Source organism: Paracoccus sp. IB05 (genome assembly GCF_016405985.1).
GTDB lineage: Bacteria > Pseudomonadota > Alphaproteobacteria > Rhodobacterales > Rhodobacteraceae > Pseudogemmobacter.
In genome coordinates this window covers 1-19,335 of record NZ_JAEFCF010000043.1, presented here as the reverse complement: position 1 = coordinate 19,335, position 19,335 = coordinate 1, and the positions used below count along the sequence as shown (strand labels likewise).

The following is a 19,335-nucleotide window of genomic DNA, read 5'->3' as shown; positions in this document are numbered from 1 at the left end:
GAAAGATATGCTGACGCGCAAACAGCTCGAGCTTCTGAATTTCATCCGGGACCGGCTGGACCGCGATGGCGTCCCGCCCTCCTTTGACGAGATGAAGGAGGCGCTGGATCTGCGCTCGAAATCGGGAATCCACCGGCTGATCACAGCGCTTGAGGAACGCGGCTTCATCCGCCGGCTCGCGCATCGCGCACGTGCCCTGGAAATCATCCGCCTCCCCGAAGCGCTTGAGAAACGTTCTGTCGCATCCGCGCCTGCAGGGGATGTCACCGCCACAGCGCCCGGCTTCTCGCCCCGCGTGATCGACGGCGACCGCGTCGCGCAGCCCGCAAATGCGCTGCCGGTTTCAGCGGTTCATGCGCTGGAACTGCCGGTCATGGGCCGGATCGCTGCCGGTGTGCCGATCGAGGCCATCGCCGAAGTCTCGCATCACATCGCGGTTCCGGGGTCGATGCTTTCGGGGCGTGGCAATCACTATGCGCTTGAGGTCAAAGGCGATTCCATGGTCGAGGCCGGGATCAACGATGGCGATATCGTGGTGATCCGCGAACAGGGAACCGCCGAGAATGGCGATATCGTGGTGGCGCTGGTCGAGGACCAGGAAGCGACCCTGAAACGTTATCGCCGCCGCGGCAATATGATCGCGCTGGAGGCTGCCAATCCGGCCTATGAAACCCGGGTAATCCCGGATCACCTGGTCCGGGTTCAGGGGCGGCTGGTCGGGCTGATCCGCAGCTACTGAGAGCTGCCTCCGCGATACGCGCCATGTTCCCGAAATTACCGTTATGGGCATCGGGGTGAGGCGCAGGATCGCATGATGAGCGAGGCATCGGGCGAAATATGCCCGGGCTTTCTGAGCGGATGTGATCCTGCCTGGGGATCGGGCAATCCGGAAAGGTGCGGGCTGGCGTTTTGTTGTGATCCGGCGGATGAGGGGATCACAACTGCGAAATGACGGGCCTTACATCGTGCGTTCGCGGATCATTTTCCTGCAGGAATTCGCCCGCATATGGCCGGGTTCCTCCCCGTTCCGTATATGGTGCGACGGGCGGTATGGCCGCTGCCGGAAACCCTGAAGGTTCTCCGCCGCGCCCGGCAATGGCGATGATAGAGGCAAAGGGCGTTGTTGGGCCAGTCGGCTGCGGACCGATATGCCCCTTTTCCGCTTTTCGTTCAGCCGACGACTATGATCTCGGCGGTGCCGGGGGCGTTGTATCTGTTCATGATGGCGATGCGGATCTGGATTTCTGCTTTGGATTTCTGCGATCTGCCGATCGGGGTCGCGTGAGGCGATGGGCTCGCCGAAGGCCCTGAGGCAATTCATGCGTGCTTCGACCCGATTTCAGACGTGGTAGCCGGCTGAACGCTTCCAGTTGGCCCGTCCCAGGCGCCGCGTCCCATGCAGGATGTCGTTGCGGACGCGGGCAGCCGGGCAATCCTCGCTCCAGGCGCGACCGTTCCGCCGGATGGGTATACGCGCTTCGGCCCCGCGCTCGCCAGTCGCGCCATGGCAGCGTCTGGTTCACAGGCCCCATCCGCCGTGACCGCGCCGATCTCTTCATCTTCGGGAAGCTGCGCCAGCAGATCTGGCAACACCGGGCTGTCGCCCTGCCGGCTCGGCGTGAATTCGACGGCCCGAGCATCACCGGTCTGCGCGTCCATGTCGATATGGACCTTGCGCCATTGCCTGCGGCGGGATGCACCATGCTTGCGCGCCAGGCACCGCTTTGCGTCTGACTTACGCGGCTGCACTGCAGCCACGGTTCCTCCTCACGCCAGGGAACCTGATGCCGGTGCGGTCGATGAGAAGTATCACCGGCCCGTCCGGGCGGCGGCAGGGGATCTGCACCGCAAGTCTGGCCTGACGCCGACAGAGCGTGGAATGGTCCGGAACCCGCCAGTCCAGCTATCCCGATCAGGCTGGCGACCAGCCCGACCGTTTGCCGCAGTGGCGGGCCGAACAGAAATTTCAACGTCAGGCAGGTCTGAATTGCGCTTTCGGAGAACGTTTCCGGATGACCGCGCTTCCCGGTCTTCGATGCATGCCAGGCCATCGTCGGGTCGACCCAGATCGAGAGCGAACCGCGGCGGCGCAGGGCGGCGTTACAGGCAGGCCAGTTCGTCGTGCGGCAGCGGGGAGGGCGAGGTTGCCGCATGCAGCAATGCTGACACTCGGGTTTCACAACGTGAATCCATCGCACCGATAAATGCAATAACGTCCGGCTGGCGTGAAAATTCAGCCCCACAGCCTGCGCCTTGTCGCGCATCTTACGCCACAATGCGCCGACCTGGGCGCTTGTCAGATTGAACACGGGGTCTGATTTTGGCAACGCCTCCGGCAGCCGTACCGCCTCCGAGGAGAGAGGTAGCTCGCGGGATCGGCCATTCTTCGTCTGATCGAGCCTGGCAACGCGCCGCCGCAGATCGCCCCTGTCCCATGTCAATCCAACAATCCCGCCCGCGCGCATCGCAGTCTGGATCGCAAATCTAAAGGCATGGAACGCGCGGGAGGTAGCGGTGGAGAGATCACCACCCGCGGCGTAAGCCAGCCGTTCCGGCTCATCAGCCGACGGCAACCTATTCCTCGGCCGGGGCTTCTTTGGCTTACGCAGATCGGAAAGCGGATTGTCCGAAAACATGCCCCATTCCTTCCGGGCAAATTCAGGATGGCGGACATGAGCTGCATCTCATGGCTGACCGTGGCGGGCTGAACCTCGTACAGTCGCTTATCGCGCCAGCTGGCAAAACTCTCAGGCGTAAGATCCGGCATATGATGTGCGGAAACCGGATCGCTCCGGAAATTTCTGATCTTGAGTATCTCCCAACGCTCGCCGCGCCTGGGTGGAGAAACCTCATTCGCATATCGTTTGGGGATATCACCAAAGGTGCCATGATCGACCGGCGCCGCAGTAGATTCGGCGATAGAGCACTCCTGCCGCGCTGCCCATTCCTTGGCAGCCTGCTTAGTCGGCAATGTCTTTGATGACCGCTTGCCTTTGCAATGAACCTCTGCCCTGACGGCACCCGAGGGGAGCTTTCGGAATGTTGCCATGACCACCTTCTACGCACGTGCGTAATTCGTGCGCAATATGAAGGGCAAAACTGGTCAGATTGGCAACCCCACAGCGGAAATCTTACCCACTGAGAGCGCAAATTTCCCTTATTTTACTGCATATCCGGAAATCCCGGGAAATTGCTGGTACGGATGGTCGGACTCGAACCGACACTCCTTGCGGAAACAGAGTTTGAGTCTGTCGCGTCTACCATTCCGCCACACCCGCAACGCACGGAACCCGCATGGCAGCGGCAGGATCAGGATCCGGCCGGAGGGCACCGTTTCGCGGACTGAGCTCCGGGCCGTTACACCCGGGGCGCTTCGCCCGCTGCCGCGCTTATGGCGTCAATGCGGGGCGGGCGTCAAGGGTCCTGGAGGCGCAACCCTGGGATCCGGGCTATGTTCGCCCCTCGGGCGTGGATGAAAAGCGACGGGACGGCGTTCAGCGGGTCGCGGCTTTACCGGAGCGACCGCGCCAAAGGCGGCATCACAAGGAGCAAACAGCCGTGAGAGCCGGGGGCAGGTTCCGGCAGACCGCCCCTGCCCCGCGCGCGCGTCGACTGACACCTGCCCTCACGGTATCAGCAGTTCCGGACCGGTTTCTGGTCCTTGCTATGTCCCGTCGACCGGACAGGTCATTCCCCGTCCGGGTTCTCCTCGCGGTTCCGTCCGCGAAAGCCCATGGCGATCACGAATTTTTCCGAGGAATCCTTGCGGCTTGAAGGCGGTTTCACATTGGCGACTTTGGTGAAGTTGCGCTTCAGCTCGGCCTGCATCTGATTCTCGGCGCCGCCGGCCAGCACTTTGGCAACGAATGTGCCGCCATCATCCAGCACGTCATAGGCGAAGGCCAGCGCCGCCTCGATCAGCGCGATGATCCGCAGGTGGTCGGTGCCCTTATGGCCCGAGGCCGCCGCCGCCATATCCGACATCACCACATCGGCACGCCCGCCCAGCCAGGCCTTGACCTGGTCATCGGCGCCGTCTTCGAGGAAATCGAGCTGGTGGATCTCGGCCCCCGGGATCGGCTCCACTTCCTGAAGATCGACGCCCAGCACATAACCTTGCGGCTTTTTCAGGTTCTCGCCCAGCGAATTGACGCGCGGCACCGCCACCTGGCACCAGCCGCCCGGCGCGCAGCCCAGATCGACCACCCGGGCGCCGGGCTTCAGAAAGCCGTAGCGGTCATCAAGCTCCATGATTTTATAGGCCGCCCGCCCGCGAAAGCCGTCGCGTTTGGCGCGGACGACATAGGGGTCGTTCAGCTGCCGCTCCAGCCAGAGCGTCGAGGAAAGCTTGCGCCCCTTGGCGGTCTTGACCTTGACGCGCAGATCGCGCGCACCACGGCCCGACGTGTTCTTGCCCTCTGGCGGTTTCGACATCCTGTGGCCCTTCTCTTACGGCGCCCTCACGGCGCCTCGTCCAGTACGCCATCGGCGCTCATCTGGGCATATAGCAGGCCCTCGCGCAGACCGCGATCCGCAACCGACAGCCGCTCAGTGGGCCAGATCCGCATCAGGGCCTGCAAAATCGCAGCCCCCGACATGATCAGCGTATGGCGGTCGCGCCCGATCCGCGGATCTGAGCGGCGCCCCTCGGGGCCAAGCGCCAGATAATCGCGGATCACCCTGTCGATCTGGGTCGTGGTCATCTCGAGCCCGTCAACCTTGGCGCGGTCATAGCGTTTGAGCCCCAGCCAGGAGGCCGCAACCGTGGTCACCGTGCCCGAGGTGCCGATGATCTGAAAACCGTCACGTTTCGACTGCGCGTGATAGGGGCTGAAGGAGGCGAGGTTCTCCTCGAAAAACCAGGACATCAGCGCGAAACGCGCGGCGTCATCCTCGACATCCTGGAATTGTTCCTTCAGCGTCGCCACACCGAGCTTGACCGAAATCCAGTCCACCACCCGCGCCTGGGGCAGATCGGAGGTCTGGTTGAACCCGGTCCTGAGGCGCATGATCGATTTGGCGCGATCCTCGGGCGGAACGGCGGAGAGGTCGATCCAGACGAGTTCCGTCGATCCGCCGCCGATATCGACCACCAGCAGCTGTTCGGTCTTTGCACTGACCAAGGGCGCGCAGGAGACGACGGCCAGCCGCGCCTCTTCCTCGGCCGAGATGATCTCGAGGCTCATGCCGGTTTCGCGCCGCACCTGGCGGATGAATTCGCGGGCATTCCTCGCCCGCCTGCAGGCTTCGGTCGCGACCAGACGCATTCTGGTCACGCCATGCTTCTCGATCTTTTTCTGACAGATGCGCAGCGCCTGGATGGTGCGCGCCATCGAGGTCCGGCTGAGCCGCCCCGATGCTTCCAACCCCGCGCCAAGCTGCACGGTTTTGGAAAAACTGTCCGTCACCGCAAACTGCGCGCCCGATGGCTGGGCGATCAGCATGCGGCACGAATTCGTGCCAAGATCCAGCGCAGCATAAAGCGCTGACCCCCGGCCTTCGCGGGGTGACGAAACACCCGGGAGGGAGCCGGATTGCTCTGGCTCGACCCTGACTGGTGCCGCGTCCGCCCCTTGGGGACGCTCGGGCGTCATACCGCCCTCCATATGTGGTTGAGACGAATGTAATAGCGCGGCCCTGGTATGACAAGGTTTCATCACGGGGCGCGGCATGGCAGGGTGGCGGCCAGGAGAGTGTGGCGCCGGCGGCGCGCAGAGATTCGGCGCGCCGGACAGGCTTGTGCCCGCTGTCGCTGCAAGGCGTCGCCATGTCGAAAACCGACTATGGTGGCTGGTTTGCGACGTCTACACAAAGACGGAGAGGCTTGAGGGGGGAATCGCAGCAATGCCGGAAATCACCATCGTTCGCTGGCGAGACATTCCCGCCCAGGTCATCGTCGGCAAGGGCAGGCGCGGATCAAAAGTGCAGCTGCCCGAGCGGTTTGAACAGGCAATCGACCGCTGCGCGATGAAGATCGGCGCGCGGGACTCTGACGCCTATCTCGCAGAGTGGCGCAAGGCCGTCGAAGGCGAGGCCGAAGGCGATCCCGATGACATTGCCCGCGATGCCGCCGCCCGTCTTGAGGCCGAATACGACACCGACCGGATCAAAGCGCTGATTGCCAATGATGGCTGGGCCACGCCCCCGACCGCGGGCTGATCCCTGAATGCAACTGACGTTAAAGGAGCGACTGATGGCCCTGTTTTCCTTCCGCAAACCCGCCGCTCCCGCGACATCGGGCGGCGCTCTGGAAACCTTTCTGAAAGGCTATTCCATCGAGGTCATGCCGCGCACCGCCGAGAAGATCCCGGATTTCCGCGCGCTGCTGCCCGAAGGAACCCGCGTCTATATCGCCCATATCGAAGGCACGCCGATAGAGGAAATGGTCGCCACCGCAAAGCGGATCGGCGAAGAAGGCTATACGGTGATGCCGCATTTCCCGGCCCGCATCATCAGGGATAAGGCGGTGCTGGTCGACTGGATCTCGCGCTACAAAGATGTCGGCGTTCGCCAGGGGCTGATGCTCGCGGGTGGGGTCGCAAAACCGTATGGCGATTTCCACTCCTCGATGCAGATGCTGGAATCGGGTGCCTTTGACGGGTTCGAGCGCCTCCATGTCGCGGGCCATCCCGAGGGCAACAAGGATATCGACGCCGATGGCTCGGATCGTGCGGTGATGGAGGCGGCGCGCTGGAAATCAGCCTTTGCCGAGCGGACGGATGCGAAAATGGCGATGGCCACGCAGTTCTGTTTCGACGCGGAACCGGTGATTGCCTGGGTCAACCGGCTGCAACAGGAAGGCGTGTCCCTGCCCGTCCATATCGGCATCGCGGGGCCGGCAAAGCTGCAGACCCTGATCAAATTCGCCATTGCCTGCGGCGTTGGCCCGTCTTTGAAAGTGCTGCAAAAACGCGCGCTGGATGTGACCAAGCTGCTGCTGCCCTATGAGCCGACCGATGTGCTTGCCGCGCTTGCCGCCCATAAGGCCGCCAATCCCGGTTTCGCGATCGAGCAGGTGCATTTCTTCCCGCTCGGCGGCATCAAGACCAATGCGGAATGGGTCACCGCCAATGGCGGCCTCGCCGGAAAACCCGCTCGCGCTGCCTGAACATGCTTAATCAACAGGATCAGGAATGACCCGTACCGTCATTGAATCTAAAACGAAAACCGTGATCATCGGTTTCGATGAGCCCTTTTGCGTCATTGGCGAGCGGATCAACCCGACGGGGCGTAAAAAGCTCGCAGCCGAGCTTGAGGCGGGGAATTTCGACACCGTCATCCGGGATGCTCTGGAACAGGTCGCCTGTGGCGCAACCGTGCTCGATATCAATTCAGGCGCTGTCTTCACCAATATGATGGCGAAAGACCCGCGCTATGCCGACAATAACTTCGTCGAGCCGCCCTTGATGAAACAGCTGATCGAGATCGTGCAGCAGACGGTCGATGTGCCGCTTTGCATCGACAGCTCGGTCCCGGGCGCGCTTGAGGCCGGGCTTATGGCCTGCGAGGGCCGCCCGCTCCTGAACTCGGTCACCGGGGAAGAGGAGCGGCTGGAACTCGTGCTGCCGCTGGTCAAGAAATACAATGTGCCGGTTGTGGCGATTTCCAACGATGATACCGGCATCTCGCCCGATCCCGATGTGCGTTTTGCCGTCGCGAAGAAGATCGTGGAACGTGCCGCCGATTTCGGCATTCCGGCGCATGATATCGTGGTTGACCCGCTGGTGATGCCGGTTGGCGCCATGGGCTCTGCCGGGCAGCAGGTCTTCACGCTGGTGCGCCGGTTGCGCGACGAGCTGGGCGTCAACACCACCTGCGGCGCCTCGAATATCTCCTTCGGCCTGCCGCATCGTCATGGCATCAACGGCGCCTTCCTGCCGATGGCGATCTGCGCCGGCATGACCAGCGCGATCATGAACCCGGTCCGCCAGCAGGAAATGGAGGCAATCCGCGCCGCCAATTTCCTGATGAACCATGATGCGAATGGCGGCGAATGGATCCGCTTCTCGAAGGTGATCGAGGCGGTTGAAGGCGGCCAGACCTTTTCGGAGGCCTCGGCTGCGGCTGCGACAAGTGCGGCCGGTGGCCGTCGTGGCGGGCGCCGCGCGCGCGGCTGATCAGGTCAAACCCCGTCAATCCATCGCCAGGGCGCGCAGGGACTCTCTGCGCGCCTTTGGTATTCTGTCGGTCTCGACGCAGGTGAAGACATGCAGCGTGTCGAGCTGGCGGTCCACCACCGCATGATCCGACACCTGGCCGCCAAGCGAGAGATAAAAGCGCAGCAAGGGCGGCATCCCCGCCAGCGCCGCTTTGTGGTCGCTGACCACACCGGCCAGGGCCGGATAGGTCACCCGCTCTGGCGCGCGCGGCCCCGGGCGCAGGGCGCCGGGCGGCACAGGCTGCGCGGCCAGCAGCGCCAGCGCCTCGCGATGAGGCTGCCAGTCAGCGCCCGGAAACGAGGCGCAGCCAAAGAGACCCCGCACCCCCGCCTCCAGCGCGATCCGCGCCAGCGCCGCCCAGCACATCCGCAGCGCCTCCCAGCCCGCGCCAGGGGCTGCGGCAAAGCGGCCCGGCTCCAGCCAGAGGCCGCTCCCCGCCGCCAGGGGTGCAAGATCATAGTACCGCGCCGAATAGCTGCCCGCCAGCGCCACAGCCGGCACCAGCCCCACCCGCAATGTCGCAAGAAGCCGCCCGTCCCTGCCCTCGATCATCAGCTGCCCCGCGACCGCATCCAGAGGATCGGCACCATCCGAAGGCCAGGCCTGGTGCCTCAGCGCCATCACCGCGTCGGTATCACCGGCACCGTCTGCCAGCCGCGCCCGCATCCCGCCGCGCGTGATGCGGGCCATTTGTGGCGCAATGATCGTAGCCTCACCCCTCGACATTCCCATCCCGCGCCCTAGATTCGTGCTCAGACACCCATCATCTCAGGGAGAGCGATATGAGCAAGATCGTCAAATCAGATCAGGACTGGCGCGCGCAGCTCTCGGATCTCGCATATGAGGTCACCCGCCGCCATGCAACAGAGCGCGCCTTTACCCATGACGAGACACCGGAAGGCGACGGCGTCTATACCTGCATCTGTTGCGGCGCGCCGCTGTTCACCTCAGAGGAGCGCTACGATTCGGGCTGCGGCTGGCCCGCCTTTACCGCACCGGTTGCCGATGAAAGCATCGGGGGCTCGCGCGACACCACACATGGCATGGTCCGTACCGAGGTCCATTGCGCACGCTGCGATGCGCATCTGGGGCATGTCTTCCCCGATGGTCCGCCGGAGCGGGGCGGATTGCGCTATTGCATCAACGGTGTGGCGCTTGAATTCGACCGCCAGGACGACTGACAGGACAACGGCCAGGACGACTGACAGGCAAATAAAAAACGGCGCCGGGCAGACCGGCGCCGTTTTTCTTTAATGCATCAGATCAGTTCCGGACGAGGTCGCCGGCCTGAATACGGCCCACATTGCCCAGAAGCTGGCCGATCAGGCTCACGCCCTTGATATTCGTTTCCGTCACACGGCGCGACAGTTCGATCACGCGGCCATCTTCAAGCCCGTAGCGACCGATATTCTGCACCGTGCCGTTTTCCGAGAAATTGATCGCGACGACCTGGCGTTCGATCTCTGTCGGCTCTTTCGGGCCGTAATGTTCGAACCGGCTCTGCACATAGAACCAGCCCAGGTCGTTCAGCAGACCCTGGGCCGAGGGCCGGCCGATTTTTGTCGCCACCGTGTCGCGGGTATCGACGCCGACCTCGACCTTTGCCAGTTCGGTATCATCGGGAACATAGCCGTGATTGCGATAGACTTTCGCACAGGCCGCGACCATGAGCAGAAGCCCCAGGGCCGCCATACGCAGCGCCATTCCAGTCCTGCCTGCCATTCCTGCCCCGTTGCTCTGCCCGAATTCTCTGCGATAAGGTCGATAACCGCCCGTCCCGGCCGGCAATACCCTCTTGCGCCCTGAGATAGCAGAAGGATCGCCCTTTGTTCAAGGCAGCACTCTCCGACCTCAGCAGGACCGGGCCCGGGCATGCCGGTTCGGGGTACCGGCCCGCGATCCGTGCCGCGACAAGGCCCGGGAAGATCTGATCCGAAGACCGCGCCCTGAGGAAGGGCATAAGACCGCAGCAAATTCAGGCAAAGTGACACTCATGGCAGCCAAGACCCCCAATCCGCCCGCCCCCGCAGCCGCCGAAGGCCGCGACAGCGCCGCGCCGATTCTGCGCGCGGCCACGCTTTCGCATCGCAAGCCCACGCGCTTTCGCTGGCGCCCGGATGCGGCGGGGCGGGCCGAACTCGCCCGGAGCCTCGATCTGCCGCGAATCGACCGCTTTACCTTTGTCGGCGAGATTCTGCCGGAAGGCCGCGCTGATTTCCGTCTGGTCGCCAGAATGGAAGCCGATGTGACCCAGTCCTGTGTCGTCACCCTTGCCCCCGTCCCCGCCCGGATCGACGAAGAGGTCAGGCGCAGCTTCCTGTCGGACTGGACGCCGCCTGAGGCCGAGGAATTCGAGATCCCCGAAGGCGACAGCGAAGAGCCGCTTCCCGAAATGCTCGACATTGCCGATGTCGCCCGCGAGGCGCTGGCGCTGGCGCTGCCGCCCTGGCCGCGCGCCGAAGGCGCAGAGCTCGGCGAGACGGTCATTGCGCCCCCCGGAGAGACGCCGCTGACGCAGGAGGCCCTGAAACCTTTTGCCGGGCTTGCGGGTCTCCTGAAAAAAGGCGACAAGCCCGATGGTGCACCGGAATCGTGATCGCAGGTCGATACAGACCATCGTGACCGGCTCCAGGGCGCACATATCGGGCTAAGGTCAGGATCGCAGCGGAATAGGGGTTGAACCTCCGCCGAAAGCGAGTATTTTCCGCGCCTCATTCAAGCTGTGAAACAGCAATGGTTTTCTATTGTCCAAATGGTCCTTGTGACCCTGAGGGCATGGTCCGGCCAGCGTTGTATCACAAGGAAAAGCAGGCCCGCTGGCAACAGAAGGCCCTATAGAAATCAGGGGCTTGTCCCCGCTAGCCAAGCCCCGAGGTTGTGACATGGCCGTCCCTCAGAACCGAGTTACCAAATCCCGCCGCAACATGCGCCGCGCTCATGACGCGCTGGTTGCCGCGAATCCGAACGAATGCAACAACTGCGGCGAACTGAAGCGCCCGCACCATGTCTGCCCGTCCTGCGGCCATTACGATTCGAAAGAAGTCGTGGCTGTGGCGCGCGAAGTCGATATCGACGAAGACGCAGCATAAGCCTGCCCAGGGCAGCGGCACTCCAGCATGAAGAGCGTGAAAGACACCTCGCCTGCCGGCACTGCTGCCCGCGTCATCATATCTGCGGATGCTATGGGTGGTGACCAGGGCCCGGCGGTTTTTGTCGCCGGCCTTGCTGATTCCATCGCCCGGCATCCTGATCTCTTCGTCATCCTTCATGGCGACGAGGCGCAGCTCTCTGCCCTGGTTGCAAAGACCCCGGTCCTCGCAGGCCGGGTCGAACTGCGTCACGCGACCGACGTGGTTACGATGGAGGACAAGCCCGCCCAGGTGATGCGCCATGGCCAGAACACCTCGATGTGGGCGGCGATTGACTGTGTCAGAAATGGCGAGGCGGGCGCTGCGGTCTCTTGCGGCAATACCGGCGCACTGATGGCGGTGTCGATGATCCGGCTGCGCAAGCTGCCGGGGATCAACCGCCCCGCGATTGCCTGCCTCTGGCCCTCGCGCAATCCCGGCGGCTTTAACGTGATGCTGGATGTCGGCGCCGATGTGAAGGCAGAGCCCTCGGATCTTTTGCAATATGCGGTGATGGGGTCGGCCTATGCCTCGCTTGGTCTCTCGATCCAGCGCCCGCGTGTCGGTTTGCTGAATGTCGGCACCGAGGACCACAAGGGCCGGGCCGAGCTGAAAGAAGCCAATGAGATCCTTGCCGCCCATGCGGCTTCGGGCGGCTTTACCCATGTCGGCTTTGTCGAAGGCAATGAGATCCCCGGCGCACGCGCTGACGTGATCGTGACCGATGGGTTTACCGGCAATGTCGCGCTGAAAACCGGCGAAGGCACCGCGAAACTGGTGGTCGAGCGCCTGCGCGAAGCCTTTACCGCCGGGTTCTTCGCCAAAATCGCGGCACTGCTGGCGATGCGCTCGCTGAAGCGGTTCCAGAAGAATATCGACCCGCGCCGCGTAAATGGCGGGGTCTTCCTCGGGCTGAAAGGCACCGTGGTCAAATCGCATGGCGGATCCGATGCGACCGGCATTTCGGCGGCCATCGGGCTGGCGCGGCGTCTCGCGCTCAGCGGGCTGACCGAACGGATCGCGGCCCGGCTTGCATCTATCGAAACGGCGCGTCAGGATGGCGCGTCTGAGGAAACGGGGCCAGAGGGGTCCATGGAGGGACCTGCCGGTACACCCGGAACCGGTCCCGCGAAAGAGGGCGGTTCATCCGTATGACTTTGCGTGCAGTCGTCAGGGGCGTAGGGCATTACCTGCCCGAGCGGGTTGTTCCGAATTCCGAATTCGAAAAACTGGTCGAGACCTCTGACGAATGGATTCGCTCGCGCTCGGGGATCGAGCGCCGCCATTTCGCAGCCGAAGGTCAGATGACCTCGGATCTGGCCTGCAAGGCGGCCGAGGCCGCTTTGGCCCAGGCCGGACTGACCGCCGATGATATTGACGCGATTATCGTCGCCACCTCGACCCCTGACCTGACCTTCCCGTCGGTTGCGACCATGGTGCAAGGCCGGCTTGGCATGACAAAGGGATTCGCCTTTGACGTGCAGGCGGTCTGCGCTGGTTTCGTCTTCGCGCTCTCAAATGCCAATGCGCTGATCGTGTCGGGCCAGGCGAAACGCGCGCTGGTGATCGGGGCCGAGACCTTCTCGCGGCTGATGGACTGGACCGATCGCGGCACCTGTGTGCTGTTCGGCGACGGCGCCGGCGCGCTGGTTCTTGAGGCGGTCGAGGGCCAGGGTGACAACGCAGATCGCGGCATCCTCGCCACCGATCTGAATTCCGACGGGCGCTTCCGCGATCTGCTCTACGTCGATGGCGGCACCTCGACCGGCACCACCGGGCATCTGCGGATGGAAGGCAAGGAAGTCTTCCGCCATGCTGTCGAGAAACTGGCCGAGACCGCGCATGCCTCGCTCGACAAGCTGGGGCTGACGGGCGACGATGTCGACTGGATCGTGCCGCATCAGGCCAATATCCGCATCATCGAATCGACCGCGAAACGGATGAAGGTTCCGATGGAGCGGGTGGTCGTCACCGTGCAGGATCACGGCAATACCTCGGCCGCATCGATTCCCCTCGCCATGTCGGTCGGCCATGCGCGTGGCCAGATCAAACAGGGCGACCTGCTGGTCGCCGAGGCAATCGGTGGCGGTCTCGCCTGGGGTTCGGTCGTTCTGCGCTGGTAATTCCAGCCGGTTTTCGCCGGAAACGCGGCCTGAAGCCTGCGGCACAAGTCTTTGATATTGACAAAGCAATTCCGGACTCGCCATCCTTGCGAGGTCAATCCCGGGGGGGACCTTGAGACATGAGTGAGAAAACGCTTACGCGGATGGATCTGACCGAAGCGGTGTTCCGCGAAGTCGGGCTGAGCCGCAACGAATCTGCCGACCTGGTTGAAACCGTGCTGCAGCATGTCTCTGACGCGCTGGTTGCCGGCGAGACCGTCAAGATTTCGTCTTTCGGCACCTTCTCGGTGCGGGCGAAAACGGCGCGGGTCGGCCGCAACCCGAAGACCGGCGACGAGGTTCCGATCTCGCCCCGCCGGGTGCTGACCTTCCGTCCCTCGCATCTGATGAAGGACCGCGTGGCGGCTGGCTCCGGCAGCTGAAGCCCGATGGCCGGTGCTGCAATGTGACCCGCAGACCGGCTGACGCCCGCCGCAGTCCCGGCCGGCAAAGTCAGAGAATATGCAAAGCGGCCGGAGCGGTTCAGACGCTGCGGCCATGATGAGGCAGGAGCGTCCGATGGACAAATCTCCCGACGCCTTCCGGACCATCTCGGAAGTCGCCGAGGTGCTGGAGACCCCGGCCCATGTGCTGCGCTTCTGGGAAACGCGGTTCCCGCAGATTCGCCCGGTGAAACGGGCGGGCGGGCGGCGCTATTACCGCCCTTCGGATCTGGCGCTTCTGGCCGGGATCCGGCGGCTTTTGCATGAAGAGGGAATGACGATCCGCGGCGTGCAGAAGATCCTGCGCGAACAGGGGGTACGCCATGTCGCCGGTCTGACCGATGACACCAGCGCCGAGGAAGAGGCGCTGATCTCGGCGATGTCGGTCAAAACGACCCGGCGCGGCGCCGAGGTGACCAGGCTGACGCCGCGCGAGGCCAATGAGGCCAGTATCGAAGCGCTCGAGAGCGAAGTGCATGACGCACAGGCGCGCAATGACAGGCCTGATTCTGACGCAGGTGATTTCTCCGCAGGCGAGACCACCGGAACCGTCATCGCCTTCCCCGGCGAGCCGTCCCGGGAATCCGCCCCGGAAACCATACCGCAAGCCACAGAACCGCCCGAGAAAGAGCCTCCCTTGTCTGCCTTCGATCCGCGTCAGTCGATGTTCCCGGGCTTTGAACCGGCCCATGATCCGGGCGAAACCCTGGTGATGACCGTTGTGGAAGAGGCAGAAGAGGACGAGGCGCAGGATCACAATTCCGATAGTCTGTCTGCGCAGCCCGGCGATCATTTCCCTGCCGTGGCCGCGGCGGATGCGGATCTGGCCGATCATGAAGAGGCGCCTTTCGCCTTTGATATCGGCCCCGAAGATGACCTCGCCGCAGAAACGGCAAGCATCACTGCCTTCCCGCTTCCCGAAACGGACCGCGTGACCGTTGCGGAGCCGGATCATGTGGCAGAACAGAGCGCGGATGCAGCCGATGACACGGATAGCCCCGGCGCAGCCGAGCCAGAGCCCGCGGCAGCCAACGAAACACCCGCCTTCCGTCCGCAGACACTCGCCGCAAGGCTTCGGGCGCTGCCGCCGGGCAGCCTGTCTGCGCGCAATGATTCCCTTCGCGCCCTTTCACGGCGGATCGCCGCGCTCCGCCAGAGGCTTTCCGAAGCGCAAAAGCACAGCGGCTGAGCCCTGCCCTGCACGGGATCAAAGCCCGCGAAAGAGCCGGGATGAAAATCGACGAGGACGGCGCTGCTTTGTGCTTGAACCTGCGTGGGAAATCGTTATTCAGGCGCCAGTGTCGGGCCGTAGCGCAGCCTGGTTTAGCGCGTCCGTCTGGGGGGCGGGAGGTCGTGAGTTCGAATCTCACCGGCCCGACCATCGAAAAACCGCCCGCCTGCTTTCGCAGCGCGGGCGGTTTTCATTTGCGGCATCCCGGAGCGAGAGTTTCGGACAAAAACCGGACGGCAACGGATCGGACGAAAGGAAGCACAGCATGGCAAAGAGCGGCGTCCTGCCCGATCACGCAATTCGCAGCCTGATAGAATCGCGCGCCATCCTGGCCACCAGCCCGATCCTTGATGCCCAGGTGCAACCCGCGAGCCTTGACCTGCGGCTCGGGCGGTATGCCTGGCGGGTGCGGGCCTCGTTCCTCGCCGGCCGCGACCGCCGCGTCAGCGCGCGGCTTGAAGAATTTGCGATGCATCGCATCGATCTGAGCGAAGGCGCCGTGCTGGAGAAAGGCTGCGTCTATCTGATCGAACTGGCCGAAAGCCTCGCTTTGCCCAAAGGAATCACCGCGGTCGCCAATGCCAAAAGCTCGACCGGGCGGCTGGATCTGCTGACCCGCACCATCACCGATGGCGGCTCCGAATTTGACCGGATCCCCGAAGCTTACAGCGGCCCGCTTTATGCCGAGGTCTGCCCGCGCTCTTTCTCGGTCCTTGTGCGCGAGGGCCAGCGCCTGAACCAGATCCGCTTTCGTGCGGGCGAAGCGCGGCTCTCGGATGCCGATCTTGCAAAGCTGCACCGGGAGGTGCCGCTGGTCGATGGCACCCCGGTTATTTCCGAAGGCCTCGGCTTTTCCGTCGATCTGCGCCCGACCGAGGGCACCCTGGCCGGTTACCGCGCCAAGCCCCATACCGGGGTGATCGACCTTGACCGCATCGCCCATTACCCGGCACGCGATTTCTGGGAAGAGGTCCATAGCGAAGACGGCAGTATCATCCTTGACCCTGGCGCGTTTTATATCCTCGTCTCGCGCGAGGCCGTGACGATCCCGCCCGATCATGCCGCCGAAATGGCGCCCTACCTGGCGATGGTGGGCGAATTCCGCGTGCATTATGCGGGCTTTTTCGACCCCGGCTTCGGCCATGACGCCGCCGGGGGCCATGGCTCGCGGGGGGTGCTGGAGGTACGTTGCCACGAGGCCCCCTTTGTTCTGGAACATGGCCAGGTGGTGGGGCGGCTGGTCTATGAACGGATGTCGTCGCCGCCCGGTCGGATCTACGGTGCCGATCTGAAATCGAACTACCAGGGCCAGGGCCTGAAACTGGCGAAACAGTTCCGGTAGCAAGACCACCCTGCCCCCATTCCCCGCTTGCGATTCTCCAGCCCCGGACCTATGGCAAAACCATGACCCAGCCCCAACGCCTCCTCATCATCGATTTCGGTTCGCAAGTCACCCAGCTGATCGCGCGGCGCCTGCGCGAGCTGAATGTCTATTGCGAAATCCACCCCTATCAGCGCGTCTCAGACGCTTTTCTGGCAGAATTCGCGCCCCAGGCCGTGATCCTGTCGGGCGGGCCGGATTCGGTCACCCGTGAGGGCAGCCCCCGCGCGCCGGAAAGCCTGTGGACCGCCGGCGTGCCGGTTCTTGGCATCTGCTACGGCCAGCAAACCATGATGCAGCAGCTGGGCGGGCTGGTGGAATCGGGTCATGGCACCGCCGAATTCGGCCGTGCCTTTGTGACCCGCAAAGGCGCCGATCTCGAGATCCTCGACGGCTGGTTCCAGGCCGGTGACGAGCAGGTCTGGATGAGCCATGGCGACCATGTTTCACAGATCGCTCCGGGCTTTGAGGTCTATGGCACCTCGCCAAATGCGCCTTTTGCGATCACCGCCGACCCCTCGCGCCGCTTCTTTGCCGTGCAGTTCCATCCCGAAGTGCATCACACCCCGAAGGGCGCCAAGCTTTACGAGAATTTCGTGCGGCTGGCGGGCTTTAGCGGCGACTGGACCATGGCCGGCTACCGCGAGGAAGCCATCGCGAAAATCCGCGAACAGGTCGGCGACAAACAGGTGATCTGCGGGTTGTCGGGCGGCGTTGACAGCTCTGTCGCCGCCATCCTGATCCATGAGGCCATTGGCGACCAGCTGACCTGCGTCTTTGTCGATCACGGGCTTCTCCGGAAGAACGAGGCGGCGGAAGTCGTCAAAATGTTCCGCGACAATTACAAGATCAAACTGATCGCGGCCGATGAATCGGATCTCTTCCTCGGTGCCCTCGAAGGCGTCTCGGACCCGGAAGTCAAACGCAAGACCATCGGCAGGCTGTTCATCGATGTCTTCCAGAAATACGCGAACCAGATCGAAGGCGCCGAATTCCTCGCCCAGGGAACGCTTTATCCCGATGTGATCGAATCCGTCTCCTTCAGCGGCGGACCTTCGGTCACGATCAAATCGCACCATAATGTCGGCGGCCTGCCGGAAAAGATGGGCCTGAAACTGGTGGAGCCGCTGCGCGAGCTGTTCAAGGACGAGGTCCGTGCCCTTGGCCGTGAACTTGGCCTGCCAGCATCCTTCATCGGGCGTCACCCCTTCCCCGGCCCGGGCCTCGCAATCCGCTGCCCCGGCGAGATCACCCGTGAGAAACTCGCCATCCTGCGCGAGGCCGATGCGGTCTATATCGACCAGATCCGCAAACACGGGCTCTATGACGAAATCTGGCAGGCTTTCGCGGCGATCCTGCCGATGAAAACCGTCGGCGTGATGGGCGACGGGCGCACCTATGATTTCGCGGTCTCGATCCGCGCGGTGACGAGCGTAGACGGCATGACCGCCGACACTTACCCCTTCACCCATGAATTCCTCGGCGAAACCATGACGCGGATCATCAATGAGGTGAAAGGCGTCAATCGGGTGTTCTACGACCTGACCTCGAAACCGCCGGGCACCATCGAGCTGGAATGATTTTGACCCATCGGAACGCCGTCGATAACACGCCAGAACCCTCCATAACTCTCTGAAATAACACAATAAATCTGTCATCGTCTATCGCCGTCTATCGCGGGGTAAGCCTCGGGATCGACGGTATAGCTGACGGTATGGCGACTCTTGTCGCATCGGCAAAACGAATATACCGTCACGGCCTAGAGAGCTTGTGACGGTATTTTTTTTGACCTTATTCCATTGGGAATAAAAGGAAATTTCCCGCTCAGATAGGCCCGTTTTGGGTTGACGGTATATTTGATGGCTCTCTCGCGTTTTTTGAACGATTTCGGAGGGTCCAATGCTGACTGACGCGGGTATCAAGGCCCTGAAACCAAAAGATAAATTGTAAAAGGTCGCTGACCGTGACGGTATGTACGTCGTAGTGCAGCCATCGGGAGCGATCGTGTTCCGGTACGACTACCGCATGAATGGCCGGCGCGAGACCTTGACCCTCGGCCGATATGGAGCTGCCCACCTGTCTCTGGCGCGTGCGCGGGAGCAGTTGATCGACGCGCAGCGCGCCATTCTGGAAGGGCGGTCGCCCGCCCAGGAGAAGCAGCGCGAAAAGCGCCGCATTAAAGAAGCAAAGAGCTTCGGCGAGTTTGGCGAGCGCTGGTTGCAAGAGCACCGGATGGCCGACAGCACTCGCGCGATGCGTCGCACGATCTACGAGCGGAACATTCTTCCAACATTTCGGAATCGGCTGCTGACTGAAATCAGCCCCGAGGATCTCCGGGCGATGTGCGCGAAGGTGAAGGGGCGTGGAGCCCCGGCCACGGCGGTCCACGTTCGGGACATCGTGAAGCTCGTTTATTCCTTCGCGATCCTGCACGGGGAGAAGGTGGCGAACCCGGCCGATGAGGTCGGGCCTGCCTCGATCGCAACCTTCGTTCCCAAGGACCGTTCGCTATCGCCTGCTGAAATCAGGGTCATGCTGGGCCAGCTTGAGCATGTGGCCACGTTGCCGACCATCCGGCTCGGAATGAGGCTGTTCCTGCTCACCATGGTCCGCAAGAGCGAATTGCAGGATGCGACCTGGGATGAAGTCGATTTCGAGAATGCGGTGTGGTCGATTCCGAAAGAGCGGATGAAGCGATCCAAGGCGCACAACGTTTATTTGCCTGAGCAGGCGATCGACATCCTCGTCGCGCTCAAGACCTGTGCCGGCAACTCCAGATTGGACCTGTCCCGGTTCTGTTCCGGTCAGGTGCTCATGTTAGGCGGCCCTCT

At 63.0% G+C, this 19,335-nt stretch carries 17 protein-coding genes, 2 tRNA genes and 3 pseudogenes; 15 read left to right on the top strand and 7 right to left on the bottom strand.

What is annotated here, in order from left to right:
* Positions 1–7 precede the first annotated feature (7 nt).
* Complete coding sequence (lexA, locus tag JC607_RS21145) at positions 8–739, top strand: transcriptional repressor LexA (protein WP_198838799.1); 732 nt, start codon at positions 8–10, stop codon at positions 737–739.
* A gap of 431 nt (positions 740–1,170) precedes the next feature.
* Here lexA and JC607_RS21140 read toward each other — a convergent pair.
* From JC607_RS21140 to JC607_RS21120, 5 genes and pseudogenes are all read right to left on the bottom strand, one after another.
* Positions 1,171–2,153: pseudogene (locus JC607_RS21140) on the bottom strand (IS5 family transposase).
* A gap of 189 nt (positions 2,154–2,342) precedes the next feature.
* Positions 2,343–2,636: pseudogene (locus JC607_RS26190) on the bottom strand (tyrosine-type recombinase/integrase); the annotation flags it as partial.
* Positions 2,637–3,194: 558 nt separating this feature from the next.
* Positions 3,195–3,278: transfer RNA gene (locus JC607_RS21130), tRNA-Leu, on the bottom strand.
* A 409-nt stretch (positions 3,279–3,687) separates the two neighbouring features.
* Positions 3,688–4,434: an RlmE family RNA methyltransferase gene (locus JC607_RS21125; protein ID WP_198838798.1), complete on the bottom strand. Its 747-nt coding sequence runs from the start codon at positions 4,432–4,434 to the stop codon at positions 3,688–3,690.
* Between the two features lie 26 nt (positions 4,435–4,460).
* Positions 4,461–5,594 (bottom strand): Ppx/GppA phosphatase family protein, encoded by a 1,134-nt coding sequence (locus tag JC607_RS21120; RefSeq protein ID WP_198838797.1) that lies wholly within the window; start codon positions 5,592–5,594, stop codon positions 4,461–4,463.
* A 250-nt stretch (positions 5,595–5,844) separates the two neighbouring features.
* On the opposite strand from JC607_RS21120, the gene JC607_RS21115 reads away from it, so the two are divergent.
* From JC607_RS21115 to JC607_RS21105, 3 genes are read left to right on the top strand one after another with little or no spacing between them, the layout of a single operon-like run.
* Positions 5,845–6,159 (top strand): virulence factor, encoded by a 315-nt coding sequence (locus JC607_RS21115; protein WP_092897005.1) that lies wholly within the window; start codon positions 5,845–5,847, stop codon positions 6,157–6,159.
* Between the two features lie 34 nt (positions 6,160–6,193).
* On the top strand, positions 6,194–7,108 hold the full coding sequence (locus JC607_RS21110; protein ID WP_198838796.1) for a methylenetetrahydrofolate reductase: 915 nt from the start codon (positions 6,194–6,196) through the stop codon (positions 7,106–7,108).
* 25 nt (positions 7,109–7,133) lie between these two features.
* Positions 7,134–8,117 (top strand): methyltetrahydrofolate cobalamin methyltransferase, encoded by a 984-nt coding sequence (locus tag JC607_RS21105; protein WP_092896998.1) that lies wholly within the window; start codon positions 7,134–7,136, stop codon positions 8,115–8,117.
* A gap of 15 nt (positions 8,118–8,132) precedes the next feature.
* Here the strand turns inward: JC607_RS21105 and JC607_RS21100 are convergent, their stop codons facing one another.
* Complete coding sequence (locus tag JC607_RS21100; protein ID WP_198838795.1) at positions 8,133–8,885, bottom strand: ornithine-acyl-ACP acyltransferase; 753 nt, start codon at positions 8,883–8,885, stop codon at positions 8,133–8,135.
* A 56-nt stretch (positions 8,886–8,941) separates the two neighbouring features.
* Here JC607_RS21100 and msrB point away from each other — a divergent pair, with 56 nt between their 5' ends.
* Complete coding sequence (gene msrB / locus JC607_RS21095; protein WP_198838794.1) at positions 8,942–9,340, top strand: peptide-methionine (R)-S-oxide reductase MsrB; 399 nt, start codon at positions 8,942–8,944, stop codon at positions 9,338–9,340.
* An 82-nt stretch (positions 9,341–9,422) separates the two neighbouring features.
* Here the strand turns inward: msrB and JC607_RS21090 are convergent, their stop codons facing one another.
* Positions 9,423–9,881, bottom strand: a complete 459-nt coding sequence (locus JC607_RS21090) for an outer membrane protein assembly factor BamE (RefSeq protein WP_233093067.1) — start codon at positions 9,879–9,881, stop codon at positions 9,423–9,425.
* Positions 9,882–10,152: 271 nt separating this feature from the next.
* Here JC607_RS21090 and JC607_RS21085 point away from each other — a divergent pair, with 271 nt between their 5' ends.
* The 10 genes and pseudogenes from JC607_RS21085 to JC607_RS21040 all read left to right on the top strand — a co-directional run.
* Complete coding sequence (locus tag JC607_RS21085) at positions 10,153–10,755, top strand: DUF177 domain-containing protein (protein WP_198838793.1); 603 nt, start codon at positions 10,153–10,155, stop codon at positions 10,753–10,755.
* Positions 10,756–11,041: 286 nt separating this feature from the next.
* Positions 11,042–11,248: a 50S ribosomal protein L32 gene (rpmF, locus tag JC607_RS21080; RefSeq protein WP_092896987.1), complete on the top strand. Its 207-nt coding sequence runs from the start codon at positions 11,042–11,044 to the stop codon at positions 11,246–11,248.
* 27 nt (positions 11,249–11,275) lie between these two features.
* The gene (gene plsX / locus JC607_RS21075; RefSeq protein ID WP_198838792.1) at positions 11,276–12,442 is read left to right on the top strand and encodes a phosphate acyltransferase PlsX; all 1,167 of its coding nucleotides are present in this window, start codon (positions 11,276–11,278) and stop codon (positions 12,440–12,442) included.
* Entirely contained in the window at positions 12,439–13,410 is a 972-nt protein-coding gene (locus tag JC607_RS21070) for a beta-ketoacyl-ACP synthase III (RefSeq protein WP_198838791.1), read from the top strand. The genes plsX and JC607_RS21070 overlap by 4 nt, the downstream gene beginning before the upstream one ends.
* 119 nt (positions 13,411–13,529) lie before the next feature.
* Positions 13,530–13,832 (top strand): integration host factor subunit alpha, encoded by a 303-nt coding sequence (gene ihfA / locus JC607_RS21065; RefSeq protein ID WP_092896980.1) that lies wholly within the window; start codon positions 13,530–13,532, stop codon positions 13,830–13,832.
* A gap of 136 nt (positions 13,833–13,968) precedes the next feature.
* A complete protein-coding gene (locus tag JC607_RS21060; protein ID WP_198838790.1) occupies positions 13,969–15,081 on the top strand; it encodes a MerR family transcriptional regulator in 1,113 nt (370 codons plus the stop codon).
* Between the two features lie 113 nt (positions 15,082–15,194).
* Positions 15,195–15,273, top strand: a tRNA-Pro gene (locus JC607_RS21055).
* A 115-nt stretch (positions 15,274–15,388) separates the two neighbouring features.
* The gene (locus tag JC607_RS21050) at positions 15,389–16,465 is read left to right on the top strand and encodes a 2'-deoxycytidine 5'-triphosphate deaminase (RefSeq protein ID WP_198838789.1); all 1,077 of its coding nucleotides are present in this window, start codon (positions 15,389–15,391) and stop codon (positions 16,463–16,465) included.
* Positions 16,466–16,527: 62 nt separating this feature from the next.
* Positions 16,528–18,084 (top strand): glutamine-hydrolyzing GMP synthase, encoded by a 1,557-nt coding sequence (gene guaA / locus JC607_RS21045; protein WP_198838788.1) that lies wholly within the window; start codon positions 16,528–16,530, stop codon positions 18,082–18,084.
* Positions 18,085–18,403: 319 nt separating this feature from the next.
* Positions 18,404–19,335, top strand: a pseudogene (locus JC607_RS21040) (tyrosine-type recombinase/integrase); the annotation flags it as partial.